Raw genomic sequence first — 22,517 nt, forward strand, 5'->3', positions numbered from 1 at the left:
CTGAAGGTAACAGCCCAAGCTATGAATATCTAGTCTTATGCTTTCTAAGCATTAATTCCCGCTTCACTTGGGCGGAGAATGGCAGAACCAATCGCCAGCAGCACAGCAGCCATGAGACCTAAGATGGCAAAGGGTAACCACAACTCATTCCAGCCCCCACCGGTTGCAGCGATGTCGACCGCTTGGATGGCCCATTTTTGCGGAACAAAGTTAGCCGCCTTCTGCATATAGTCCGGCATAATGGATAAAGGCCAAAAGCAGCCGCCAAGCATACAAGTCGGTGTGATAATAAGGGAATTCAGCATACCAGCATTATTAGGATTACGAATTAATCCTGCCACTGTACTCGCGATCCCCATAGACACCAGCATAAATGCCGCAAGAACAAGGAAATAGAGATAGATTGGAACTTCATAATCATAGTGCAGCACCCAGCGACCTAAGGCGAGCACTACGACGATCTGAATCAGTCCGACCATGAAGCTACCCAGAAAATTACCAATAGCAATCTCGTAAGAACGAACCGGAGCACTGAACATTCGCATCATCGTCCGGCCTTTCCGATCATCCATAATCAGAGACACAGAGCTCGTGACCAGGCTCATGAGAAACATTAGCGTTAAGCCCGTAACGACTCCCAGTCCCTCCCGAGGATATAGATTATAATCAGTTCGAATGCTGCCAATACTGTGCTGTTCCGCTCTTTGCATAACCGTAGTAAATTGTGCGTCAACGTCCTTAGATCCGTTATTAACTGCCCCTATGATCGCGGCCGTACTCCTCATTTCATCAGCAATTGTGCTCGCTTTTAATTTAATCATAACGGAAGTTTCATTCGTCTTCAGCTCATACACACTAATTTGTGGCTCTTCTCCAGCAAGTAGTGCCGAAGTGAAGCCTGCTGGAATTAGAATCCCCGCTTCTCCATTCTGATCGACTACGCCTTCTCTTAAAGCAGTCTCGTCAGTCTTTTCTACAAATTTATATTCTCCGGAATTCTTTAGTTCAGTGAGCAAATGCTTACCTGCTGCCCCGTTATCCATATTCGAATATAGCACAACAGCTGGGTTCTCTCCCATCGTTCCAGTAACGGAAACAATACCTGCAAGTACAATACAAGGAAGCAGAATATAGATGAGCACCCCCTTCCTAGTACCAATGGTTCGTTTCACCATGTTCCAGGCAATCGTTAAGATTTTATCCATGATAACCCACCTTCCGGTACGAGATAGCCGCTGCACTGAACAACACTAGGCAGATCAGCGATAACACTCCCAAATTCGGCATGATTTGCGATACATCGGCATGTAACATCATTTTCAGAATAGCCTGCATTGCCCAATGATTAATCGTAAACGCCCCTATAGAGTTCACCCACGATTCTGGAAGTGGTGCCATTCCCCCGCTAATGAAGGTCATACTTACAGTGAGTACCGTAACCACACTTCTTGCGCTTGCTCCAGTCTTGCTGAACATAGAAATAACGATAGATAAGGTCATTGAAGCCACTATCATCAGCAGGCAAAATAGGAGTAACAAGCCCGGGCGATTTCCCCAATTCACACCGAACAGCACATTCGTCAGAATAATAATCGCTGCGCACTGTACTATACTTACAACACCCACACCAAGCATTTTGCCAATAAACAGTTCTGAGCCTTTGACTGGCATTGAATTTATCCGGAAGAGGGTATGATTTTCTTTTTCATTAAAAAGAGAAGTACATACCGTCAAGCCGCTATACAGCAAAAACATCAGCATCATGGATACCGCATAGAACTGGGAAGAAGTATATGAATATCCTCCCTCGCTCAGTTCTCCAAGCTTTACGGAAGGCTCATTACTGGTGGAACTAGGTGCCATAACGTTCAAAGCTTCTGGACCCAGTGTCATCGCCACAGACTGTTTATAATTAAGATTCCTCAGAAAATTATCGAAAACCGTCCCTGCCACCCTGTTATCTGTACTTTTTTGGCCCAGTATAAATTCCAGCTGTGCGGCTTCACCGCTCTGTACCTTACTATCAAAGCCTGGAGGAACAACAACCGCATAACCATATTTTCCTGTTCGCAGACCGCTTTCTGCCGCCTCTCGACTACCCACCATAACCGGAGTAATGATATCCTTAAGCTCTGTTGACTTCAAAAAGCTATCCATCATCGCCGAGCTCTCATAGCCCTCACCAGAAAGATTAACAACAGCCACTCGCACAACATCAATAGTAGTGGAGCCTTTGTCACCAACGACACCGGAGAGCGAAGCACCTAAGAGAAAGATCAATAACAGGGGCAGCAAAAACATATTTAATATCATAGAACGTGAGCTAAATAGTCTTCGCAGCTCATAGATCATAATCGTCCAAGTATTCATCAGAATAATCCCCCCTTTAATCTCTTAAGGTCCTTCCGGTCAAGTTCAGAAACAACGTCTCCAGATCAGGTTCTTCAATATTCAGCGAGCCGATAATCCCCTTATGCTTGGCAAAAATAAAAAGGATGTCCTGTAGCTCCCCTTGTGAAGAAGGCAGATACAGCTCAACTACTTCATCCTTTGCTTCTACGCGTCTAATTCTAGGGTGAAGCGTCAGCTCCTGAACAAGCTCCGGTGTGATATTAGCAGCTTTAATGACGATTTTTTCTTCCTTGGCAACGCGTTCTCGCAGTTCTTTTTCCGTGCCGCAAGCAATGATATGCCCTTTATCCATAATGGCTACCCGATCGCAAATGGCCGCAACCTCCTCCATATAGTGACTGGTATAAATAATCGTTGAACCAAGTCGATTGAGCTCCTTAACCGATTCAAGAATATGATTACGAGATTGCGGATCAATCCCCACGGTAGGTTCATCCATAATAATCAGCTTGGGACGATGCATAATAGCACAGGCAATATTCAGACGTCTTTTCATCCCTCCGGAAAAGGTTGAGGGTTTCTCTTTAGCACGATCGCTAAGGCCTGTGAACGCAAGAGCCTCATCTACCCGTTCCTTCAAGAGCTTGCCACGCAAACCATACAATCTTCCGAAAAAGGTAACGTTATCCGCCGCTGTCATCGTGTCGTATAAGGCTAATTCCTGTGGAACCAAACCAATTCTTTTCTTCACCTCAAGTGATTTCGAGGACACGGGCAGACCGTCGATAACAATGTCTCCCCCGTCAATCTTAAGCAAGCCGCAGATCATACTGATCGTTGTACTTTTACCCGCTCCGTTCGGGCCTAGCAAGCCAAAGATTTCTCCTTCTTCTATCGTCATGTTCACATGATCTACTGTTAATTTACCTTCATATCGTTTCACCACATCGGTTAATACGGCGATTGCCATCTTTTCATCGCTCCTGTCTTTGCGCTTCTATATTTACAATTTTAGCTTAAAGGGATTGACCACGGAGGTACGAAAAGTCATCTTTTGAAGGTGACTTAAGTCATCTCCTGAAGAAGTAGGCGAATATGCTAAGATTAGAAGAAACTCTATAAAGGATGTCTTAGGTGTGACTAGAGAACTGACCCTATTGCGATACCTACTCATCATAATTCCTGCTTGTATTAGCATTTACATCTATCCATATGCCGACTATGGAATCTTCACGTTGCATATTCTGATGCTTCTATTCCTTGTGGTCATGGTGCCAAAGCTCCCCCGTTCCTTTCATGCCTTAATAAGCATTGTGGAAATACTGTTCACTGCCTGGTTATGTTACCAGTACGGCAGCATAATGATTTTCCCGGCCATTTCAGCATTACTTTATTATTCTAGACTTCAGCCCCAAGCAGTACCTCTCGTGTTTACGGTTGTGCATCTGATTACCTTGAACATAGCGCTCTGGGATTCTCCAAAACTTATAATCACATTCATCAATATTACTTTTCTGCTCATCGCCTATCTCAATGAATTGTTACAGAGGGCGGGTCGGGGCCGTGAGAACACCCTCAATCTTTACGATGAGCTGCGAAAAAAGCATTTCGAGCTGGATGAAGCCCGCAACCGACTGCTGGAGTTTAACGCCCAAATAGAAGATGCAGCCCAGTCCAAAGAACGGGTTCGCATCTCCCGCCAGCTCCATGATGATATCGGCCACCGCCTCATCCGCATTAAAATGATGATGGAAGCCGCGCTACTCACCTTACCCACCTCCCCTGAAAGCGGAATGCAGATGATGGAGCTCATTCGAGATCAATTGTCAGCCAGCATGGACGATATGCGCTCTGCAGTGAAGCGTATCAACTATACGCCACAATTAGAGGGAGCTTATGCGTTAGACCGTCTGCTAGAAGAGATCGGCCGCGATACGGGAATTGAGACCTCATACCAAGTGCATGGGATACCTTACCCGCTATATCCTAGTATTCAGGTGATCTTGTATAAGAACGCCCGAGAAGCCATAACCAATGCCCTACGTCACGGAAATGCAACTGCGATTTCGATTAAAGTCGACTTTAGTGATACTGGAGTTACGATGGAGGTCAGCAACAACGGGACGCTTCCCGAAGGCAATAAACTAACCAAACTGCCGGAAAGTGGAGGGGTCGGGATGAAAGGAATGTTCGAACGAACACATCTGATCGGCGGAACCTTGGAATGGCGGCAGGAGCCTCAATTCACCATTGTTACGCGGTTGCCCATTTATAAGCAGGGAGAGATTGTATAGGCAACGTAGGACTTGAAGCAAAAAAAGAAATCTATATTATGAAGAAGGAGCCACGCTAATGATTAAGGTGATGATTGTAGATGACGATCCTTTTATTCGTCAAAGTCTGCAAGTACTGATAGGGATGGACCCCGATATTGAAGTGATCGGAGCTGCCAGTGACGGAAATGAGGCCTTGAATTTGCTCCAAGCGGGAAATATGGCGGATGTGATTCTGATGGATATTCGGATGCCAGGCTGCGGTGGTGTTGAAGGGACAGAAAAAATTAAGCAGGCTTTTCCTCAGGTTTCGATACTGATGCTAACTACCTTCGATGACGATGAGTATATCATTGAGGCGCTGCGGAACGGAGCCAGTGGATATTTGCTCAAAAACATACCGCCTGACCGTATCATACAAGGTGTCAAAACAGTTAATGAAGGCAACATGCTGATTCACCCTGATATCGCGCGCAAACTAGCCACCTTTCTACAGCCCGCGGCCCGTCCAGAATCTCCACAGCTACAGCCACTGGAATCTTTCGGACTGACCAAAATGGAATTGGCCGTTGTCGCCTCCATCGCTCAGGGACATACCAACAAAGAAATCGCCGGACAGCTGTTTCTTAGCGAGGGTACGGTCAAAAATTACATAACGGATATTCTAAGTAAATTAGAGCTGCGAGATCGGACGCAAATTGCTATTTTCTATTTGAAGGGTGGGCGTGGATAGGAGTTCTACAAAAAAGCCCGGACTCTATTTCCAGAGTCCGGGCTTGACTTTAGTTATCCTTCCGCTGATTCCTTCTTGGCTTCAGTAGCTTTGTTCCGTTTGAGTCGGCCGTTCGGAAGATGCCGGCTGCGAGTACCTGTCTTCATCGCGATGATGCTGAAGATGCTGGAAGGCTTCGCCTCCGCAGTAACCGCTCCATCTGTCTCCGGTACCAGAATGATGCCGAGCTGATGATGGTCCCCGTCGTAGATCGGGCTCTGAAGGTATTTGCTCTCCCCTTCACGGTTCTGCACCTCCAGCTTGCAGAACGCTGGATTCATGCGCAGCGCCTCATGTAGCTGCGCGGCATCGGTCAACAGGACCCCGTTGACCTTCAGTAAAATCTCGCCGGGCAGTATGCCCAGCTCCTGTCCGGGACTGCCCGGCAGCACGGCCAGCACCTTGCGGCCGCGCGGTGGATGCACGAAGATGGGGCTGATGCTGCGCTCTTCCAGAGCGCTGTACCAGCTTAACCCTTCGTGCAGCACCATCGCTGCGAGCGCCGCGAGCAGGGTCAGCGGGCTCCACCAAGCGGCAAGCAGGCTTAAGCCGAGCAGGACGATGCTGTACATCAGCAGCCGTCCTGAAGTGCGGGCCGCCTTGCGCCCGGGCAGCATGCCCTGCGTCATCTCGCTGAAGCCGATGATAACGGGCAAAGAGACAACGCCAAGCCCGCCGCCCAGCAGCGGCTGCCATGGCAGATCCGTTCCTGCCCCCGAAGGGATCAGCAGGAACAGCGGCAGCGGCCAGAAAGCCTGCAGCTGATAGCCGCCGACAACCATGCCGCGCTTGCCCTTCAAGAAGAGGGGCGTCGCAAGCTTCGCCCCTTGCCAGCGGGCCAGCAGCGCCTCCGCCATGTGCAGTAGCGCAGCTAGCACTAGCAATGCGGGAATATCCATCTCCCGTATGGCTGTTGTAATATTCCCGACCGCTCCGCTATGTAAAGCGTTTGGAAAGAAATTCAGTACAAATTGAATCACACCTAGCAAACCTATAGAATAAGCGAAGCACAAATACCGTACACGCAATAGCGATAACACTATACTGACTACCCAAATGCAGGCCACAGCTGTACCTGATAAGGATACTCCTAACAATATGGCTGCAATAGAAACCACTAGTCCCATCACCAGCCCGCTCCACACCGTTCGCCACGTTTCTTGACCCCAGCTATGTAACTTCACATGAATTAGCTTACGTTCTAATGCCACCTGCCGACGGTAATACAACGCAATAAATATAATAGCAATATAGTAATATGGCTGGATCAATAAGTGTAAGAACGCAGTGCCCAAGCTTCCTAACCAATCCTGAATCACATTCAAACTGTTCGTCACACTCCTTCCTACTCTAAAAAAAACTTTCATGAACCCCTGTTCACATACCAGAGTGAAAATGTTCATCCCTCTTATTCATTCATACCATTCACTTTGGCTAGACTATAGAAAGCCTGTAAAAGTGCAGCATTTTGTACAGATATCCTCTTCATTAAGCGCGAATACTGCAAATGTACAGGAATAACCTCACTTATAGCTCGAAAGCTCCTCATGGAGCAAGTATTACTGCAGATTCGCAGGAATTATTGTTTCGGCCATTCTCGTACCATAAAATAAATGTATTATTGCAGGTTTATTCGGCGGTTATCCTTACTAATTAGTCAACCATCAGCAGCTTTGAGCTACACCGTGTGCGCTATACCCTTGAACGATTAAATATATCTAGAAAAAAAGAAGGCTGAATTCAGCCTTCTTACTTTTTCGACGCTGCCGCCTTAATTTCCTTCTGAATCTCAGCAATCCCTCTATTCCGTTGGTTGTCGTTGGCAGGGTCCTGGATCACTTTGATCAGTGCCACCTCCAGCGCCTCCGCAGTCTTGGCATCAATCATGCCTGTGACTTGAAGTTTCGCTTCACTCTGGAATTTCTTCACTGCATTCTTAGTACCAGTATCGAAATAACCATCTTTGCGACCAGGCTTGTAGCCTAAGCCATCCAGCATAGTCTGTGCACTCTTTACATCACCGTTGTTCATGTTATATTGCAGCGTCACGCTCTTGTTAATCGGAGCCACTGAGAAGTAATCCGGCTGCGCTACCGCGATATCCGGTTTGATTCCCTTTCCGTGGATCCATGTGCCGTCCGGTGTAAGCCATTTAGCAATGGTAACCTTCAGCAAGCTGCCATCTCCAAGCTGTTTATCAAAGCTTGTCTGCACCGTGCCTTTACCAAATGAATTATCACCAATTAGCTTGGCTCCCGCGGACTGCTGCAAGGCTCCCGCCAATATTTCCGAGGCGCTCGCACTACCTTTATTCATTAGCACTACCACTGGATAAGCCTTACTTGATCCCTTGGAGGTACTAACTTCGCGTTTTTTATCTTTGTACTCAATTTGAACTATGTTTTTGCCAGCTGGAACGAACTCTTCAGCCATTTCAATCACAATCGGAAGGACACCACCTGGATCATTACGGACGTCAATGACCAGTCCCTTCATGCCTTGCTTCTCTAGCTTCCCAAGTTCTTCCTTGAATCGTTCTGCGGTATTTAGGGAGAACTGAGTAACCTCGATTACCCCTACTCCGTCTTTTTCCATGGTTGAGTAGACTGTCTCAAGCTTCACATCATCCCGTGTAAGGGCGAACTCCAGAGGCTCTACAGAACCTGAGCGTTGTATTTTCAAAGTAGCCTTACTGCCTTTAGGTCCGCGTATCTTCGCAACAGCAGCATTTAGATCCATGCCTTCTAGCGATTCTCCGTTAACGGACAAAATGACATCCTTAGCCTGAATTCCTGCTTTTTCAGCAGGTGAACCCTTGATTGGGGAGACCACGACTACCTTACCATTATCCGAAGAGACTTCTGCACCGATACCTGAAAAGGAACCCTCAATGCTCTCTTCAAATTTCTCAGCAGTTTCTTTACCCATATAGTTGGAATAGGGATCGCCTAGCGCTTCCATCATACCGTTGACAGCACCATCTATCAGCTTCTCCCGATCTACCGTCTCGTAGTAATTGCTCTCAATCAAACTGAGCGCAGTCCCAAGCTTCTGGGATTCCTTCTGCTGTAGACCTGCAACCTGCAACGCAGAGGCTAATCCTTGTCCTGCAGCTTGTCCAAAGACATGAGTATAACCCGTCACGCCCAAGGTTACTAAACTACCGCATAGCAGGGCGGCGACAATCATAAACGCCGCGGTGCTTTTTTTTAACATGATGTTCCCACCGTCCCTTCTTGTCCATCTTGTAAACAACATCCTAAGTCCGTCCTGAAAGGTACGGTATCTCTTCCAGTATATGCCGTACAATCAAATAATATGAGTTATAAGTTCGTTAAAAATTAGAGATAAGGCATAGGATTTACAATCTTACCGTCAATCCGTACTTCGAAGTGAAGGTGGGGACCCGTTGAATTACCTGTGGAACCTGATTCAGCAACCACATCTCCGCGATTGACTTTATCCCCGGCACTAACTCTAAGACCGCCTTTACGTATATGTCCGTAGAGCGTCCAAACTCCGCCTCCATGATCAATAATTACACAATATCCATAACCGCTCCACCATTCAGCCAAGATAACCGTTCCGGAATCCGCCGCATGAATATTGGTTCCTTGTGGAACCGCAAAATCGACGCCGGTGTGTACTTTCCCCTTCTCACCCGTGATTGGATGTGTCCGTGGTCCATAAGGGGATGAGATTCTTGCGGATCCTACAGGAAGTAGAAACGGCCCATCTCCACCTGAATATCCCGTATCACTAGAGCTGGAGCTAGAACTACTGCTTCCCTTACTAGCTGCAGCTGCAGCTGCAGCCTTCTTGGCAGCCGCCGCAGCTCTACGAGCCGCTTCCGCCTTAGCCGCTGCTGCTCTGCGAGCGGCTTCCTCCGCCTTAATCTTATCCTTTTGCGTTTCCAGCGCAGAGCGTTCGCTTGCCAGTTTGACTAGCTTTTCATTCTGCTCTTCACTTAAATCATCACTTTCTTGAATTTGCTTATCATAGAATGCGATAAGCTCCTGTTTCTCAGCTTCTTTCTCCTTCAGCAAACTTCTCTGTTGTTCCAAAGAAGTATACAGCTGCTTGGCTTGGGCATATTGCCCTTCAAGCTCTTGTTTCTTCTCTATCACCGTCTGCTTGTCCAGCTTATGTTGAACTAACAGCTCCTGATCCTGATCCACAATCATCTTAAGTGAATCCGCGCGATCCAGAAAATCAGCAAAGCTTGTCGAGGAGAGCAAAACATCCAAGTAAGAAACCGCTCCATCGGTATACATTAATCGAACACGGGATCCTAAGACTTCCTCTCTAGAGGCGACTCGTGCTTCTGCTTTATCCAATTCCGTTGCCGTAACATTCAGAGATTGTTCTGTATCGGAAATTTGGGTAGAGATTTCGGTCATTTTGCCCTTAACTTGATCCACTTGCTGTAAGACATACTGCAGATTGAGATTCGTCTTATTCTTATAATGCTGTGCTTCCTGCGTTTGGGACGCCGCTTTCTCCTGCTGCGCCTTAGCTTCCTGCACCTCTTTTTGCAGCTGCTTTAGCTGCTTATCGATTTCGGCAACACTTGTTTTTTTGGCATATCCATCAGAGGGCTGGAATATAGTGACAGCTAGTAACATTACGGCTAGTCCGGCAGCAATCTTCTTCAACTTGCACTCCCCATCCTTCACTTTTTAATATTAAACTTTCAGGAACCTACGAATAGAAACCGTACTTCCCCAGACGCCGATCAGCACGCCTAGTCCAACTAGTACACCGACGACCAGCATCCAAATATTATCGAACGGAATTAGCTGCAATTGGAGCATAGGATCTCCCTGTACGGTTGATTCCAAAGTGCTGTAACCCAAATACAAGACAACGGAGGTAATGAGCGATCCGATCAGACCGATCAATGCCCCTTCTATAAAGAAAGGCCAGCGAATAAAATAATTTGTCGCGCCTACGAGCTTCATAATGCCAATCTCCTTACGACGAGCAAGTATCGTAACCCGAATCGTATTAGAGATGAGGAACATAGACATGAGCCCCAGACCTGCTACAAAAATAAAACCAATGTTTCGTACAGCGCGTGTTATTTTGAACAAGGTTTCTATTGAGCCCTTGCCATATTTCACTTTGTAAATGGGCTGATCAGTATGTGTCTTGTTGAGTGCTTCAATCTTCTCAGCCACAAATGATACCGTAGTAGGTTCGACAACTTCTACCTTAAGCGTATCTGGGAGAGGGTTATTGTCTTCATCGAACCCTTCCAGAAGCTCAGCCGCGTCCTCACCCATATCTGCACGGAGATCTTTAAGTCCTTGATCCTTGGAGATGAACGTAATCTTGCTGACCTCCGGCATATTGCCAATTTCAGTCTGCAAAGTCTCACGCAACTTCTGATCTACATTTAGTGCCAAATGCACATTAATCTGTACCTGGCTGTCTGCCTCATCCGCTACAGCATTCACATTAAGAACAAGAAGAATAAATACACCTAGGACAAAAAGAGAGACGACGATGGAAGTGATCGAAGCAATCGACATCCAGCCATTACGGAATACGCTTTTGAAGCCTTCCCGCAAGTGTCGCAAGAAGGTCTTAAAACTCATAGCCATATTCCCCTCTCGCCTGGTCTCTCACAATGTTTCCGTTCTCAATCGCAAGCACCCGCTTGCGCATTTTATTCACGATATCTCTATTATGGGTAGCCATTACAATTGTTGTTCCACGAAAATTAATTTCGTCCAGCAGCTGCATAATGCCCCATGAAGTCTCAGGGTCCAAGTTACCTGTAGGCTCGTCCGCAATAATAACAGATGGGTTATTAACAATAGCCCGAGCAATTGCAATACGCTGCTGTTCTCCACCTGAGAGCTGTGAGGGCTCACGATTTGCTTTATTTTTGAGTCCAACCAGATCAAGAACTTCATTCACACGTTTCTTGATGACCTTCTTCGGGGCTTCAATAACTTCCATGGCAAAAGCAATATTCTCATACGCTGTCATCCTTGGTAATAACCGAAAGTCTTGAAACACAACGCCGATATTACGGCGCACATATGGGATTTTACGTTGTTTAAGCTTCCCTATGTTAAAGCCTCCCACAGAAATTTGACCTTTAGTTGGCACTTCTTCTCTATAAATCAATTTCATAAAAGTAGATTTACCCGCGCCGGATGGACCGACAACATACACAAATTCATTGCGGTCAATTTTTACTGAAACTCCTTGCAGTGCGTGAGTTCCGTTAGGGTACGTCTTCCATACATCTTGCATTTCAATCATTTTCTCACTTCCCAATTATGACATTTTCCACTTGTGTGAATCGACAGGGTACAGCTTAAGTTTCCATAAACTTCAATATTTCCGCAATGTATCTATTGTAACAAATCTGTAACCGATTGAGTACCCCGTAACTGCCCCACTATTCGAAAGTTTTGTAATGTCTGTACATATACATATAAAAAGCACCTACTGTGCCGCTCGCAGAAGCCATTCAGGAAGGAGATTATTCATGAAAAAAATCCATCTTACCCTCATAATAGTCATTGCACTCATTCTTATCGGCTCATTAATCTATGGGGGACTTCAACTATATGGTCATAAAAACACGCTTCCAAAAGGTACAACCCTTGCCGGATGGGAGGTGGGCGGGCTGAATATGTCAGAGGTACGTTCCGAACTGGAGAAAAAGCTACAGGCCCTTGAATCTATCCCCCTTGTGTTGCAGGTCGAAGGGAATTCTGAGCTTACCCTCAAGCTTAAACAAGCTGGAATGACCTATGAAGCCGCTGCTTTTGAGCAAGGTCTACAAGATCTTACGGAGGGGCGGCTATGGGATCGTGTAAAAGCCCGCTACAGCTTCCCCCAGAATTGGAGTCTTGAAGCCCATCTGGATATTGCTCAATTACAGACCATCTTAAGTCCCGCTTGGGAGAGAGAATCCTTCGGTGATCCAGTAGATGCTACACGGCGAATTACCGGGGATGATCGTGTAGTGTATACGTCCGAGAAGACTTCCCTTGAGGTAGACTGGACAGGAATGGTGACCTCACTATGGGCCGCTGCCCCCACTCGTTTTAGTCGACTACTCTCGCTGCAAGAGAAGGGAATTACTTTGGAAGTTCCATTAACCATATTACAACCGGACATCACTCTAAACGCTCTAAAGGAGCAAGGCATTGAGCGAAAAATCATGCAATTCAGCACCTCTCTCGGAGCAAGTGGACCTGGACGAATCTACAACGTTGAATCAGCAGCCAAAGCTGTGAACGGAACCGTGCTCCCACCTGGAGCCGTTTTTGACTATGGCAAAGCTATTGAAAAAGCAAAAATAGATTACGGCTTCCGCGAAGCGCCAGTCATTGTGAACGGTAAGCTACAAGCCGGCGTCGGCGGCGGAATCTGCCAAGTTTCCAGTACGCTGTACAATGCCGCTTTGCGCACCGGACTGGAGATTGTGGAGCGCCGCAATCACTCCTTGCCGGTCAACTATCTACCCAAAGGCCAGGATGCCACCTTTGCTGAAGGATATATCAACTTCCGTTTTCGCAATACGACTGGCAAATATCTAGTCATTAAAGCGGCTGTGCAAGGTCGATCACTATCGATCAAGCTCTTCGGTACTTTTCCGAAAAATGTTACATATAAGGTCCACTCACAAATCGTAGAGGTACTGCCTCCAGTCGACAAGTACGTAAACGACCCTTCCCTCCCCCGTGGAGGCTCACGCGTTATACAAAATGGGAAGACCGGATATGTTGTTGAAACTTACAGCACCCGGTTTGTTGACGGTAAATCCACTGAGGTAAAGAAATTATCCCGTGACGTGTATTACGCACAAAAACGATTAATCGCCATCAATCGTGGAGGCGTAAGTAAATCTGTTATTCCAGAAGCACCTAGAAAGCAGTTGGTAGAGGATGGCGTTCGAAGTGAATAGATTACCTACAAAAAAAACGGTCAGACCTCGTGAGGTTCTGACCGTTTTTGCTTGTTCATCTATTTTACCTGTAGATGACCTTTCTCGCCTTTAAAATTTACGATTCGGGGGTACATTAGAAATAGATCTATAATCAGAAAGGATGAACACCATGTCAACAGCTCTTGTAAATGATCTCTCTAATATTGTCCGCAGTGCACCTGCTATTTTCGCCTCACGTACTTGCAGAGAAGCCCTTCGCGTAATGTTCCAGCACCCAGAATCCAAATGCATCGTCGTCTGTAACGCCACGAATGAACCGCTTGGATTGTTAATGTGCGACCGTTTCTTTTTAAAAGCCACAGGAAGATCAGGAGTAGATCTGTTCTACAAAGAACCTGCCATGAAGCTCATGAACAAAACTCCACTCATTTTTGATATCTCCACATCACTTGAATCCGTATTAGCTACTGCTATGAGCCGCCCAGATCCTATGAAGAATGACTGTGTCATCATTACCCGTAAAGGCAAATTCGCAGGTGTTGTTTATATCTCTGACCTGAAGCGTAGTTAGTTCATTGCCCCTGTCATCATCTTTCCTCTAATACCTTCCCCTTTCCTCAGAAAAGAATATCCGGTGACGTGTCGATTCTCCAGTATCCCTCCACTTTTTTCAGCTTCACATACACCGACTCACTGCTTTCCTGCGCACCTGGATAAGGAACGGTCAGTTCAAATTCAGCGGTTGTCGCAGTTTTAGAGAGCATGCGGGCGGTGGCTTTTTCATACATTAATAAATTGCCCACATCTGCATTAACCTGCGACATTCTTCCGTTATACTCCAAAAATTGAGTCTGCACATAATATGCCGCTGCATTGTGAGTGTAGGCTTTTTTTATGTAATTCATCAGCTTCGTCTTTGTGCCAATGTCACTGGAAAGATAACGGTACTCCTGCGCTTTATACGTGAAGGTTTCTATCGGGAAGATGTTTCCGCCTCGATTACTATAGAAATAAAGAGCTCTTGCATGGACTACGAGCGGTATGATGCTCTTCACCGTCAAATTATTGATGGTAGCAGGGCCCTCTTTCCCAGGCGCAGACACAGCCACCTTCTTGACTGCCGTACTCCCTGCTGACGGTGAAGCTGCCATAGCTCCCCCACTTGCTGAGATAAGGCCTATGGAAAGGGCCAACGAACCAATCATCCACTTTTTGTTCATTCAGAATTCCTCCTTTTTCATCTGAAAAATACAGGCGATAGCCACTGTTCCAGCTTATGCACCCCGCAAGCTAAAATACCCAATAAACAGAGGAATGAAAACGCATTTATATTTTATAGTAAAGAAAAAAATCCACCCTCCTGATTTACAGGAAAAGTGGAGTCGTGAAATAGTCTTATTACAACGGTTAGAGATCTAATTCGAAGATGGAGTAGCAACCTCATAATAAGCTGTGAAAGCTACGTTAGCCGTCAAGATACTTTCAGGACTATCCTTAGATCGCTCTTCATAGGATTGCTGGAAATTAAACGAGTCTACATTCACAATACGGGCCAGTATTTGTAGCTCATCCATCCACTGCCGTATGCTTGTGTAGGTGCCCTCTACTACAGCAGTCATTTTAACTTGTTTGACCGTCGGGAACAGCACTTCAGCCGAACCAGTCATTTGCTGAATCGGATTAGCCTCATCCAAAATAAAGCTGACATCCTTTAAGCGTGCCTGTGAGGACATCCCAACCGCTCGTAGATCATCAATCAAGCCTTCGCTGTCATCGCCTTTCGGGAGTGCTGCCAGAAGTTCCTGTTGTTCGGAATCTAAAGAAGTAGCGCTGCTTTTTAGTTCATTAATTTTAGTTTGAAGAATCTCTGCTTCTTTTTCCAGCTGTCTGATCTCGGCGTTCTGTGCAGATATTTCTTTATTTGTCGGTTGAACACCCAGCATATAAAAGGCAAACAGCATCAAGAACAAAATCAATACACCCAGTACGATTGGAGAGCGATACTTATTGAACTGTTCCATCGCTGTTCACCTCCTCTTGGCTTTCATCCGTTCCATTTGTCTGTTGATGATTTGCTAATAAGTTTACTTTATAAATGGCTGTATACATATTTAAGGAAGTGGCTGCATTCGTTGGCCCCGCACTCTGATCCACAGTCCCTTCGGTCAGCTTCGAAATAGAAGCATCCACCGTGAAGGACATCTGACGCAGCTGTCTTAAATAGTTAGAGGCATCTACCATAGTAGGTACATTTACAGTCAGGTCAATTGATGTCCGGTAGGTGTAGTTAATGTCACGGATAAAAGCACCCTGCGGCAGCCCTGCGACTACTTCATCTAGAATAGGAACAGCAATTACCTTATTGTTCTGAATCTCTGCGATTGCCGTCTTCCGATCTAACTGCCCAGGTCCACTGTTTTTAAGCTTCCCAAGCTCTACCTGCAGCATTAAACTGCGATCCTGCAAGCCTTGCAGCTCCTCTTTACCATTAGAGATTTGACCCTTATTAGCCGAAAAATAAATCCCCGTCCCAATCGTTCCCACCAGCCAGATCGCCACAAGACCCATGGTCACATAGGGGAATAATAACGTCTCCCGATCTTCTCTTGGCAGTAGGTCAATCGTGTCTACGCTGATCGTGCTTTTTAGAGCTGTCCCGGCCGCTACTCGGTAATCATTTAACTTAAGATCAGATACAGCATCTTTACCCATCTGGTCTAGGCTTATCGGTGTAATGTCGAGTTCTGCCAGCGACTGCTGAAGCTCTAGATCTAGCTGTTTACGAATGGAAGGGACACCTGTTATAACTAAGTTTTTGATACGAGTCGAGCCATCGTGCAAGCTATATTGGTAGAAGCTGAGCATCCGCGAGATTTCCGCAGTAATCTCCACCATTTGTTCCGGTGATAATTGCTCTTCCACAGCAACTGCTGTTTCTGCCAAAACTTCGCTGTCTACCATAAATTCCAATGCCGCAACATTTCGACCTTTATGCAGATCAAGCAAGTTAATCGTACGAATGAACACCGGATTACCATTTCTGAACATATAAACGTCCATGACGGATGGCTCTAGATTAATCAGCATCGTTTCCGCAAAGCTTTCCCCATGTCCAGTTGCTATACTTCGCGCCAAGGCGGTAGCCGAAATTTCAACACTGCTTATTCGAAGACCCGCACGCTCCAAAATCTCTACATAATCCTGTATCGATTTCCGCGGAGCGGCAAATACAAGCAAATGGCTATGTTCCTCATCCACTTCGAGCGTCACATAGTCATAAACAGGATTTTCAAATGGCAAATGCAGCCCCGTCTCCACTTCGAGCTTTACGAGCTGTTCAACCTGCTTATCGTTGGTACTTGGGATACTCATTTTGCGAATAATGATCTGCGAAGGTGGAATCGACAAGGAAACCTTGCTGCCCCTTAACCCTTCCTTCCTCACCCACTGCCTTACACGATCATAAAGCGCCTCGCTATCCGCCACCTGATTCTCTATGATCATGCCTGGAAGGAGCGGGAGATACCGTTTTTTGCGAACTTCCCATGACTGTTTATTCTTAAAACTAATATAACGAATTCCGGTAGCTTCAATTGAAAGTCCGGCCACTTTAGGGCCTAATCCAAGCATATGTCGATGTCCTCCTATCCGATGAGCGAGAGATACGCGCCAATGATGTCTGAACCATATCCGTAACTAATTAAAGCCCCTATTGCTAACCATGGTCCAAAAGGAACCGGTTGTTTGCGTTTGATGATTCCGAGCAGCATTAGCAGTCCTCCGACCACACTTCCAAGCAGACAAGCCATCAGAAAAGCCAAAATCACATTTGGAAATCCAATCACCAAGCCCAGCAGCGCAAATAGCTTCACATCCCCGGCACCCATCCCTCCAAACAGAACAAAGGGGATAAGAGCCCCTCCCCCAAGCACAGCTCCCAGCAAGTGATGCCATAACGGCCCCTCTGGATAGAGCAATACAAGAATAAGCAGGATCGGCAAAAAGAATAGCAATACCTTGTTCGGAATCAGCATGTACTTCAAATCCGCAACCGTCACAATAACCGCTAAACTCACAAACACGAACCCGAGGATTCCCTTCCCCGTCAGGCCAAATTGTAAGTACACCCATAGAAAAAGCAAACCCGTTGCCGCTTCTCCTAGCGGGTATAAAGGCGACACCCTTGTACCGCAATAACGACACTTGCCACCTGACAGCATGTAGCTTATCACCGGAAACAAATCCCGCCCCTTTAGCCGCGTATTGCAGTTCGGGCAATGTGACGGTGGATTAACCAAGGATTCCTTAGCTGGCACCCGCAGTGCCACTACGTTATAGAAGGAGCCTAGAGTCAGGCCCAGTAATGTGATGTAACTTGCGATGAATATCGTCATGGATGTCCTCTATTAACTTCTGGATTTTAAAAAAGGAATCGGGAAGTCCGATTCCTTTAGGGATAGACTATTATTCTACTAAAATACCACTAGTTTTTTGCACTTAAGACTTTGTCGGCACTGAATTCATGAATATCTGCTGTCTCACTTCCTGTCTCCAAAGTAACAGCATCCGTTTTACCCGTTTCAGCAGTGTTATCTAATTGTCCTTTTGCATTAAAATATACGAATCCTGAAGTGATTTCTTTTTTATCGCTAGGTAAGTATGTCTTATCTAAATAACCCTCCTTTTGAATATCTTTGATTAACACTTTACCAGCAGTTGCAAATTCACCATTTTTCACACCAATAACATATAATCTAGCTGCATCGTACACTTGGCGTGCGGTAGCAACATCTGCACTTTTTTTCGAATTATTAATTACATTCCCAATCAAAGGTATCGCAATAACTGCAATGATCCCCAGAATAACGATAACTGCCAATAACTCGATTAGCGTAAACCCCTTTTGATTTTCCTCTTTGCTCAATCTTCTCTTAATGGCTTGTGCTAACATTTTATTTCCCCCTCTAAGTGGTGTGTGATAATAAGGCCTATATTTTTTTGTTTCAGTGAATCCAACTACACTAGTGATCCTTCCTTGTCCAGCGCCAGCAAAAGATCTGTGGCCCTGCCCCGCTCCCTCGGGCGTCACCCCTCTCAATATTTACAAGGAACCGCAAGGTTCACATATTACCGTACAGACTGAACATCGGCAGCATAATAGCGGCCACGATCACACCTACAACACCGGCCAAAAAAGCAATCAGCAAAGGTTCAAGTAGTGACTTCAGACGATCAACGGTATTTTCTACGTCCATCTCATAGAAATCAGCTACCTTAGACAACATCGTGTCGAGCGCCCCTGTCTCTTCGCCAATCGCAATCATCTGTGTAACAAGCGGTGGGAAAACCCAGGCTTTTTTCAGAGGTTCAGAAAGTGGATTTCCTTGTCGCAGCGAATCTCCTGCACTACGGATAAATCCCCCAATGACCTTATTTCCTGCTACCTCTTCTACAATCACCAAAGATTGCAGGATCGGAACTGAGCTGGCATATAGAGATGAAAAAGTTCGCGTAAACTGAGCAATCGAGCCTTTCTGATTCAGCTTGCCGAACACCGGAATCTTCAGCTTGGCATAATCGAGCGCGTAGGCACCCTTTTCTGTGCGTTTTGTAATCTGAAAAGCTATCACTAGGAGGAGAACTCCGAGTATCCAGAAATACCATTGACCTTGAATGCTTTTACTAAGTGCCAGTACCATCTTTGTAATTGCCGGAAGCTCTGCATTCATCGAGTCGAACATCGTTACAAACTGTGGAACTATAGCCCAGAGGAGGTATATAACCGCTCCAATTGCCATAACCCCGACGGTAATCGGGTAAGTAAGCGCTGATTTGATTTTCTCCGTCGTGGAATGCTGCTTCTCAAAAAACATGGCCAGTCTGTCGAGCGTCCCCTCAATATCACCGGATTCCTCTCCGGCACGGATCATGCTGACGAATAGCTGCGGGAAGATTTTTTTATGATCCTGAACGGCTTGTGAGAACGAGATCCCGCGCATCAGGCTTGAATTGACTTCCACAAGTGCTTTGCGTAGAGGCTTACTCTCAGTCTGCTCTGCCAAAATACGCGTTGCATCTACAATCGACACTCCAGCACGCATAAGCGTGGCAAACTGCCTACAATAAATGATGAAATGAAGTGGCTTAACTGGATTACCGATATAAATATCCATGGATAGAATCGTTGTTTTGCGTTCGATCAGCGAGAAAACCGTAAGGCCCCGTTTGCGTAACTCCTCCATGGCCGTAGACTTATCTGTTGCGGTTAGCTTTCCTTTAATGGACTTGCCTGCGGTTGTCTTCACTTGATATTCAAAAAGAGGCATCAGCTATTCACCTCCGCCATAAATGCCTTTGCTGCAGCCGGGTGAATGAGCTCCTGTGATAAATACTCACGGATACTCATATCCAATGTATGCATACCTTGCGAGCGTCCGGTTTGCATCACATTTTTAATCTGATGTGTCTTTTCGGTACGAATGAGGTTTGCTACGGCAGGTGTATTCACTAAGATTTCTGTTGCACATATCCGCCCGCGTCCTCCTGCCCTTGGAAACAACCGCTGACTGACAACTGCCAGTAGTACTGAGGCTAGCTGTGAACGGATCTGCCCCTGCTGATGACCCGGAAAAGCGTCAATAATTCGATCAATTGTCTGTGGTGCGTCTGTTGTATGTAAGGTTGCCATCACAAGATGACCTGTCTCCGCGGCAGTAACTGCTGCTGTAATGGTCTCCAGATCCCGCATCTCTCCAACGAGAATAACATCCGGATCCTGACGTAATGCGGCGCGTAGTCCGCTCGCAAAGCTAGCTGTGTCGCTGCCCACTTCACGTTGATCCACCAGACAGGTTCCATGACTATGCAGAAATTCTATAGGATCTTCAAGTGTCACAATATGCTTGCTTTCGGTCTTGTTAATGTAATTCAGCATAGCTGCTAACGTAGAGGATTTACCGCTGCCAGTAGGCCCTGTAACTAGTATTAAACCCTGTGGTTTAAGTGACAAAGTGGACAAAATTGGAGGCATCGACAGCTGTTCTAGACTCGGAATCTCTGCTGGAATTGCCCGGGCAGCAATACTAATCTCACCCCGCTGACGATAGACATTCACCCGAAATCTTACGCCGCCATCCAGCGGATAAGAGAAGTCCACCTCGCCTGCATTCCGAAACACTTCGCTTCTTTCACTGCCAAGCAGCGCTTCCGCCATTTCTGCAGCTTCATCGACTGTTACTGGTGTACTCTCAAGTGGGTGAAGTGTTCCATTCATACGTATCACCGGAGGCGAGCCTACAGAGATATGTAAGTCGGAAGCTTTGGAGGAGTATGCCGTCTGCAAAAGCTGTCTAATGTCCCGCGTATACGTTGGCATCCGCTGCTCCCCCTATTTTAAAATGAAAAACACCTAAAAGACCCTAATGTGAGACCGTTTCGCGCATTACTTCTTGAAGCGTTGTAATCCCTTGACTAACTTTGAGTAAGCCATCATCCATCAGTTGAACAAGTCCACGCGCTTTGCCTGCGATACGGAGTTCTTCTACTGAAGCAGTGTTCGTAATAAGCTGCCGCAAATGATCGTCAATGCTGAGTACCTCATGAATCGCTATTCGGCCTCGATAACCAGAACTGCTACAGCTACCGCAGCCTCGGCCACGATGTAGTTCATCCGCTGGCAACCCCAAGCTACGTAGCATAATCGCTTCCTGCTCAGACGGTTTGTAGGTTTCTTTGCAGTCGGTGCAGATTTTGCGAACGAGCCGCTGCGCTACCACGCCAATTAGTGAAGAGGCAATCAGATAAGGCTCTACCCCCATATCTCGCAATCGAGAGACCGAGCTAATGGCATCATTTGTATGTAAAGTAGACAACACTAGATGACCCGTTAATGAGGCACGAACCGCAATTTCAGCAGTTTCCGCATCCCGTATCTCACCGACCATTACAATATTCGGATCTTGCCGAAGAATCGAACGTAATCCCGCGGCAAAGGTTAACCCGATAGCCGAGTTTACGTGCACCTGGTTTACACCCTCAAGCTGGTATTCCACTGGATCTTCAACCGTGATAATATTTGCACTTTCTACATTGAGTTGATTCAGCGCTGAATATAAAGTCGTTGTCTTTCCACTACCTGTAGGTCCAGTGATTAGCAGAATTCCATAAGGACGAGCAATCATTTCCTTAAAAGCTTCCGCATTCCCCTCACTGAATCCCAAAGCATCTACAGATTTAACCCCAGTACTCAAATCTAGCAACCGCAGTACAATCTTCTCCCCGTGCATCGTAGGTAATGAGGACACGCGAATATCTACCATTTTGAAATCAAACTGCATTTTGATTCGGCCGTCTTGTGGCAAACGTCGTTCTGCGATATTCAGTCGGGCCATTATTTTCAGACGAGCAGTGATAAAGCCCTGCATCTGCTTAGGAATAATCCGCTCTGTCCGTAAGGTTCCATCAATGCGGTAGCGGATCGTTAGATTATTCTCACCTGGATCCATATGTATATCAGACGCCCGCAGAGCAACAGCCTGCTGAATCATCTGGTTGACCAAACGAACAATTGGAGAGTCTTCGTCTGTAATCTCCGTTTCTTCTATTTCTTCCTGTGTCGGGAGCTCTACTAACATCTGATTCATAGAATCACGCATGCCATAATGACGCGCAATCGCCCGCTGCAGCTCATCCCTAGTGGAAATAGCGGGCTCGATCCGGAACCCTGTACTCATTCGTAAATCTTCTATCGCAAAATAATCCAGCGGATCGGCCATCGCAACCATCAGCTTACCGCCTTCTTTTAAGAAGGGAAGTACTTGGTATCGCTTTGCCATACTTTCAGGAATAATCTGCGTGATCGCAGGATCAATCTGGTATTTAAATAAACTGACATGCGGAATGCCGAGCTGGAATTCAAGTACTTCAATCAGCTGCTGCTCCGTGATATAGCCTTGAGAGATTAGCAGATCGCCAAGCTTACGCTTGCTTTTACGCTGTTCCGCAAGTGCTTCAAGCAGTTGTTCCTGCGAAATAATATTATTTTCTACCAGCAAATCTCCAAGTCTCTTTTTGGCGATGGCCATGTCCGTTCAGCTCCGTATGCCGTTATTGGTTATACTTTTACACTGACCTCATTAATGGATAATACTAGGAATAACCAAAGATAAATTACCAGTTCTATTTCTGCAAAATACGAAAATTATTT

Annotated in this window: 20 protein-coding genes; 4 read left to right on the top strand and 16 right to left on the bottom strand. The window is 46.2% G+C overall.

Annotation, left to right across the window (positions count from 1 at the left end; translation table 11 throughout):
• Positions 1 to 44: 44 nt before the first annotated feature.
• The 3 genes from MHI27_RS28395 to MHI27_RS28405 are packed head-to-tail and all read right to left on the bottom strand — an operon-like array spanning position 45 to position 3,322.
• Positions 45 to 1,205, bottom strand: a complete 1,161-nt coding sequence (locus MHI27_RS28395; protein ID WP_076285708.1) for an ABC transporter permease — start codon at positions 1,203 to 1,205, stop codon at positions 45 to 47.
• Positions 1,198 to 2,370 carry an ABC transporter permease gene (locus MHI27_RS28400; protein ID WP_339243701.1) on the bottom strand — a complete coding sequence of 391 codons (1,173 nt, stop codon included), beginning with the start codon at positions 2,368 to 2,370 and terminating at the stop codon, positions 1,198 to 1,200. Before MHI27_RS28400 ends, MHI27_RS28395 begins: the two co-directional genes overlap by 8 nt.
• Positions 2,371 to 2,386: 16 nt before the next feature.
• Entirely contained in the window at positions 2,387 to 3,322 is a 936-nt protein-coding gene (locus tag MHI27_RS28405; protein ID WP_076297871.1) for an ABC transporter ATP-binding protein, read from the bottom strand.
• A gap of 166 nt (positions 3,323 to 3,488) precedes the next feature.
• Between MHI27_RS28405 and MHI27_RS28410 the strand changes: the two genes are divergently transcribed.
• Together MHI27_RS28410 and MHI27_RS28415 are read left to right on the top strand one after the other, a co-directional pair.
• The gene (locus MHI27_RS28410; RefSeq protein ID WP_042192307.1) at positions 3,489 to 4,646 is read left to right on the top strand and encodes a sensor histidine kinase; all 1,158 of its coding nucleotides are present in this window, start codon (positions 3,489 to 3,491) and stop codon (positions 4,644 to 4,646) included.
• 58 nt (positions 4,647 to 4,704) lie between these two features.
• Entirely contained in the window at positions 4,705 to 5,358 is a 654-nt protein-coding gene (locus MHI27_RS28415; RefSeq protein ID WP_405175147.1) for a response regulator, read from the top strand.
• Positions 5,359 to 5,411: 53 nt separating this feature from the next.
• Here the strand turns inward: MHI27_RS28415 and MHI27_RS28420 are convergent, their stop codons facing one another.
• From MHI27_RS28420 to ftsE, 5 genes are all read right to left on the bottom strand, one after another.
• Positions 5,412 to 6,764 carry a PDZ domain-containing protein gene (locus MHI27_RS28420; protein WP_405175148.1) on the bottom strand — a complete coding sequence of 451 codons (1,353 nt, stop codon included), beginning with the start codon at positions 6,762 to 6,764 and terminating at the stop codon, positions 5,412 to 5,414.
• A gap of 382 nt (positions 6,765 to 7,146) precedes the next feature.
• Entirely contained in the window at positions 7,147 to 8,613 is a 1,467-nt protein-coding gene (locus tag MHI27_RS28425) for a S41 family peptidase (protein ID WP_405175149.1), read from the bottom strand.
• Between the two features lie 125 nt (positions 8,614 to 8,738).
• Positions 8,739 to 10,052 carry a peptidoglycan DD-metalloendopeptidase family protein gene (locus MHI27_RS28430; protein ID WP_339243708.1) on the bottom strand — a complete coding sequence of 438 codons (1,314 nt, stop codon included), beginning with the start codon at positions 10,050 to 10,052 and terminating at the stop codon, positions 8,739 to 8,741.
• 30 nt (positions 10,053 to 10,082) lie between these two features.
• Positions 10,083 to 10,997 carry a permease-like cell division protein FtsX gene (ftsX, locus tag MHI27_RS28435; protein ID WP_042192317.1) on the bottom strand — a complete coding sequence of 305 codons (915 nt, stop codon included), beginning with the start codon at positions 10,995 to 10,997 and terminating at the stop codon, positions 10,083 to 10,085.
• On the bottom strand, positions 10,987 to 11,673 hold the full coding sequence (gene ftsE, locus MHI27_RS28440) for a cell division ATP-binding protein FtsE (protein ID WP_042192319.1): 687 nt from the start codon (positions 11,671 to 11,673) through the stop codon (positions 10,987 to 10,989). Before ftsE ends, ftsX begins: the two co-directional genes overlap by 11 nt.
• Before the next feature lie 229 nt (positions 11,674 to 11,902).
• On the opposite strand from ftsE, the gene MHI27_RS28445 reads away from it, so the two are divergent.
• Together MHI27_RS28445 and MHI27_RS28450 are read left to right on the top strand one after the other, a co-directional pair.
• Positions 11,903 to 13,330, top strand: a complete 1,428-nt coding sequence (locus MHI27_RS28445; RefSeq protein ID WP_405175150.1) for a VanW family protein — start codon at positions 11,903 to 11,905, stop codon at positions 13,328 to 13,330.
• A gap of 151 nt (positions 13,331 to 13,481) precedes the next feature.
• Positions 13,482 to 13,883 (top strand): CBS domain-containing protein, encoded by a 402-nt coding sequence (locus tag MHI27_RS28450; RefSeq protein ID WP_405175151.1) that lies wholly within the window; start codon positions 13,482 to 13,484, stop codon positions 13,881 to 13,883.
• A 46-nt stretch (positions 13,884 to 13,929) separates the two neighbouring features.
• Here the strand turns inward: MHI27_RS28450 and MHI27_RS28455 are convergent, their stop codons facing one another.
• The 8 genes from MHI27_RS28455 to MHI27_RS28490 form a co-directional block, all read right to left on the bottom strand.
• A complete protein-coding gene (locus MHI27_RS28455; RefSeq protein ID WP_340973148.1) occupies positions 13,930 to 14,532 on the bottom strand; it encodes a DL-endopeptidase inhibitor IseA family protein in 603 nt (200 codons plus the stop codon).
• Between the two features lie 195 nt (positions 14,533 to 14,727).
• Positions 14,728 to 15,333 carry a type 4a pilus biogenesis protein PilO gene (gene pilO / locus MHI27_RS28460; RefSeq protein WP_341146557.1) on the bottom strand — a complete coding sequence of 202 codons (606 nt, stop codon included), beginning with the start codon at positions 15,331 to 15,333 and terminating at the stop codon, positions 14,728 to 14,730.
• Positions 15,317 to 16,942, bottom strand: a complete 1,626-nt coding sequence (gene pilM / locus MHI27_RS28465; RefSeq protein WP_405175152.1) for a pilus assembly protein PilM — start codon at positions 16,940 to 16,942, stop codon at positions 15,317 to 15,319. The genes pilO and pilM overlap by 17 nt, the downstream gene beginning before the upstream one ends.
• A 14-nt stretch (positions 16,943 to 16,956) precedes the next feature.
• The gene (locus MHI27_RS28470) at positions 16,957 to 17,706 is read right to left on the bottom strand and encodes a prepilin peptidase (protein ID WP_405175153.1); all 750 of its coding nucleotides are present in this window, start codon (positions 17,704 to 17,706) and stop codon (positions 16,957 to 16,959) included.
• Positions 17,707 to 17,795: 89 nt separating this feature from the next.
• Positions 17,796 to 18,263 carry a type II secretion system protein gene (locus MHI27_RS28475; protein ID WP_405175154.1) on the bottom strand — a complete coding sequence of 156 codons (468 nt, stop codon included), beginning with the start codon at positions 18,261 to 18,263 and terminating at the stop codon, positions 17,796 to 17,798.
• 169 nt (positions 18,264 to 18,432) lie between these two features.
• A complete protein-coding gene (locus MHI27_RS28480) occupies positions 18,433 to 19,638 on the bottom strand; it encodes a type II secretion system F family protein (RefSeq protein ID WP_405175155.1) in 1,206 nt (401 codons plus the stop codon).
• Positions 19,638 to 20,687, bottom strand: a complete 1,050-nt coding sequence (locus tag MHI27_RS28485; RefSeq protein WP_405175156.1) for a type IV pilus twitching motility protein PilT — start codon at positions 20,685 to 20,687, stop codon at positions 19,638 to 19,640. Before MHI27_RS28485 ends, MHI27_RS28480 begins: the two co-directional genes overlap by 1 nt.
• A 43-nt stretch (positions 20,688 to 20,730) precedes the next feature.
• Positions 20,731 to 22,395 carry a GspE/PulE family protein gene (locus MHI27_RS28490; RefSeq protein ID WP_094871955.1) on the bottom strand — a complete coding sequence of 555 codons (1,665 nt, stop codon included), beginning with the start codon at positions 22,393 to 22,395 and terminating at the stop codon, positions 20,731 to 20,733.
• Between the last annotated feature and the right edge of the window lie 122 nt (positions 22,396 to 22,517).

It is taken from the genome of Paenibacillus sp. FSL H8-0261, assembly GCF_045040645.1.
GTDB lineage: Bacteria > Bacillota > Bacilli > Paenibacillales > Paenibacillaceae > Paenibacillus_AQ.

Excerpts from the sequence above, each read along its gene's own strand:
- MHI27_RS28445 (WP_405175150.1), top strand. The coding sequence starts at position 11,903 with ATGAAAAAAATCCATCTTACCCTCATAATAGTCATTGCACTCATTCTT.
- MHI27_RS28485 (WP_405175156.1), bottom strand. The coding sequence starts at position 20,687 with ATGCCAACGTATACGCGGGACATTAGACAGCTTTTGCAGACGGCATAC.
- ftsE (WP_042192319.1), bottom strand. The coding sequence starts at position 11,673 with ATGATTGAAATGCAAGATGTATGGAAGACGTACCCTAACGGAACTCAC.
- MHI27_RS28425 (WP_405175149.1), bottom strand. The coding sequence starts at position 8,613 with ATGTTAAAAAAAAGCACCGCGGCGTTTATGATTGTCGCCGCCCTGCTA.
- pilM (WP_405175152.1), bottom strand. The coding sequence starts at position 16,942 with ATGCTTGGATTAGGCCCTAAAGTGGCCGGACTTTCAATTGAAGCTACC.
- MHI27_RS28480 (WP_405175155.1), bottom strand. The coding sequence starts at position 19,638 with ATGCCTCTTTTTGAATATCAAGTGAAGACAACCGCAGGCAAGTCCATT.
- MHI27_RS28490 (WP_094871955.1), bottom strand. The coding sequence starts at position 22,395 with ATGGCCATCGCCAAAAAGAGACTTGGAGATTTGCTGGTAGAAAATAAT.
- ftsX (WP_042192317.1), bottom strand. The coding sequence starts at position 10,997 with ATGAGTTTTAAGACCTTCTTGCGACACTTGCGGGAAGGCTTCAAAAGC.
- MHI27_RS28415 (WP_405175147.1), top strand. The coding sequence starts at position 4,705 with ATGATTAAGGTGATGATTGTAGATGACGATCCTTTTATTCGTCAAAGT.
- MHI27_RS28470 (WP_405175153.1), bottom strand. The coding sequence starts at position 17,706 with ATGACGATATTCATCGCAAGTTACATCACATTACTGGGCCTGACTCTA.
- MHI27_RS28455 (WP_340973148.1), bottom strand. The coding sequence starts at position 14,532 with ATGAACAAAAAGTGGATGATTGGTTCGTTGGCCCTTTCCATAGGCCTT.
- MHI27_RS28475 (WP_405175154.1), bottom strand. The coding sequence starts at position 18,263 with ATGTTAGCACAAGCCATTAAGAGAAGATTGAGCAAAGAGGAAAATCAA.
- MHI27_RS28395 (WP_076285708.1), bottom strand. The coding sequence starts at position 1,205 with ATGGATAAAATCTTAACGATTGCCTGGAACATGGTGAAACGAACCATT.
- MHI27_RS28400 (WP_339243701.1), bottom strand. The coding sequence starts at position 2,370 with ATGAATACTTGGACGATTATGATCTATGAGCTGCGAAGACTATTTAGC.
- MHI27_RS28405 (WP_076297871.1), bottom strand. The coding sequence starts at position 3,322 with ATGGCAATCGCCGTATTAACCGATGTGGTGAAACGATATGAAGGTAAA.
- MHI27_RS28450 (WP_405175151.1), top strand. The coding sequence starts at position 13,482 with ATGTCAACAGCTCTTGTAAATGATCTCTCTAATATTGTCCGCAGTGCA.
- MHI27_RS28420 (WP_405175148.1), bottom strand. The coding sequence starts at position 6,764 with ATGAAAGTTTTTTTTAGAGTAGGAAGGAGTGTGACGAACAGTTTGAAT.
- pilO (WP_341146557.1), bottom strand. The coding sequence starts at position 15,333 with ATGGAACAGTTCAATAAGTATCGCTCTCCAATCGTACTGGGTGTATTG.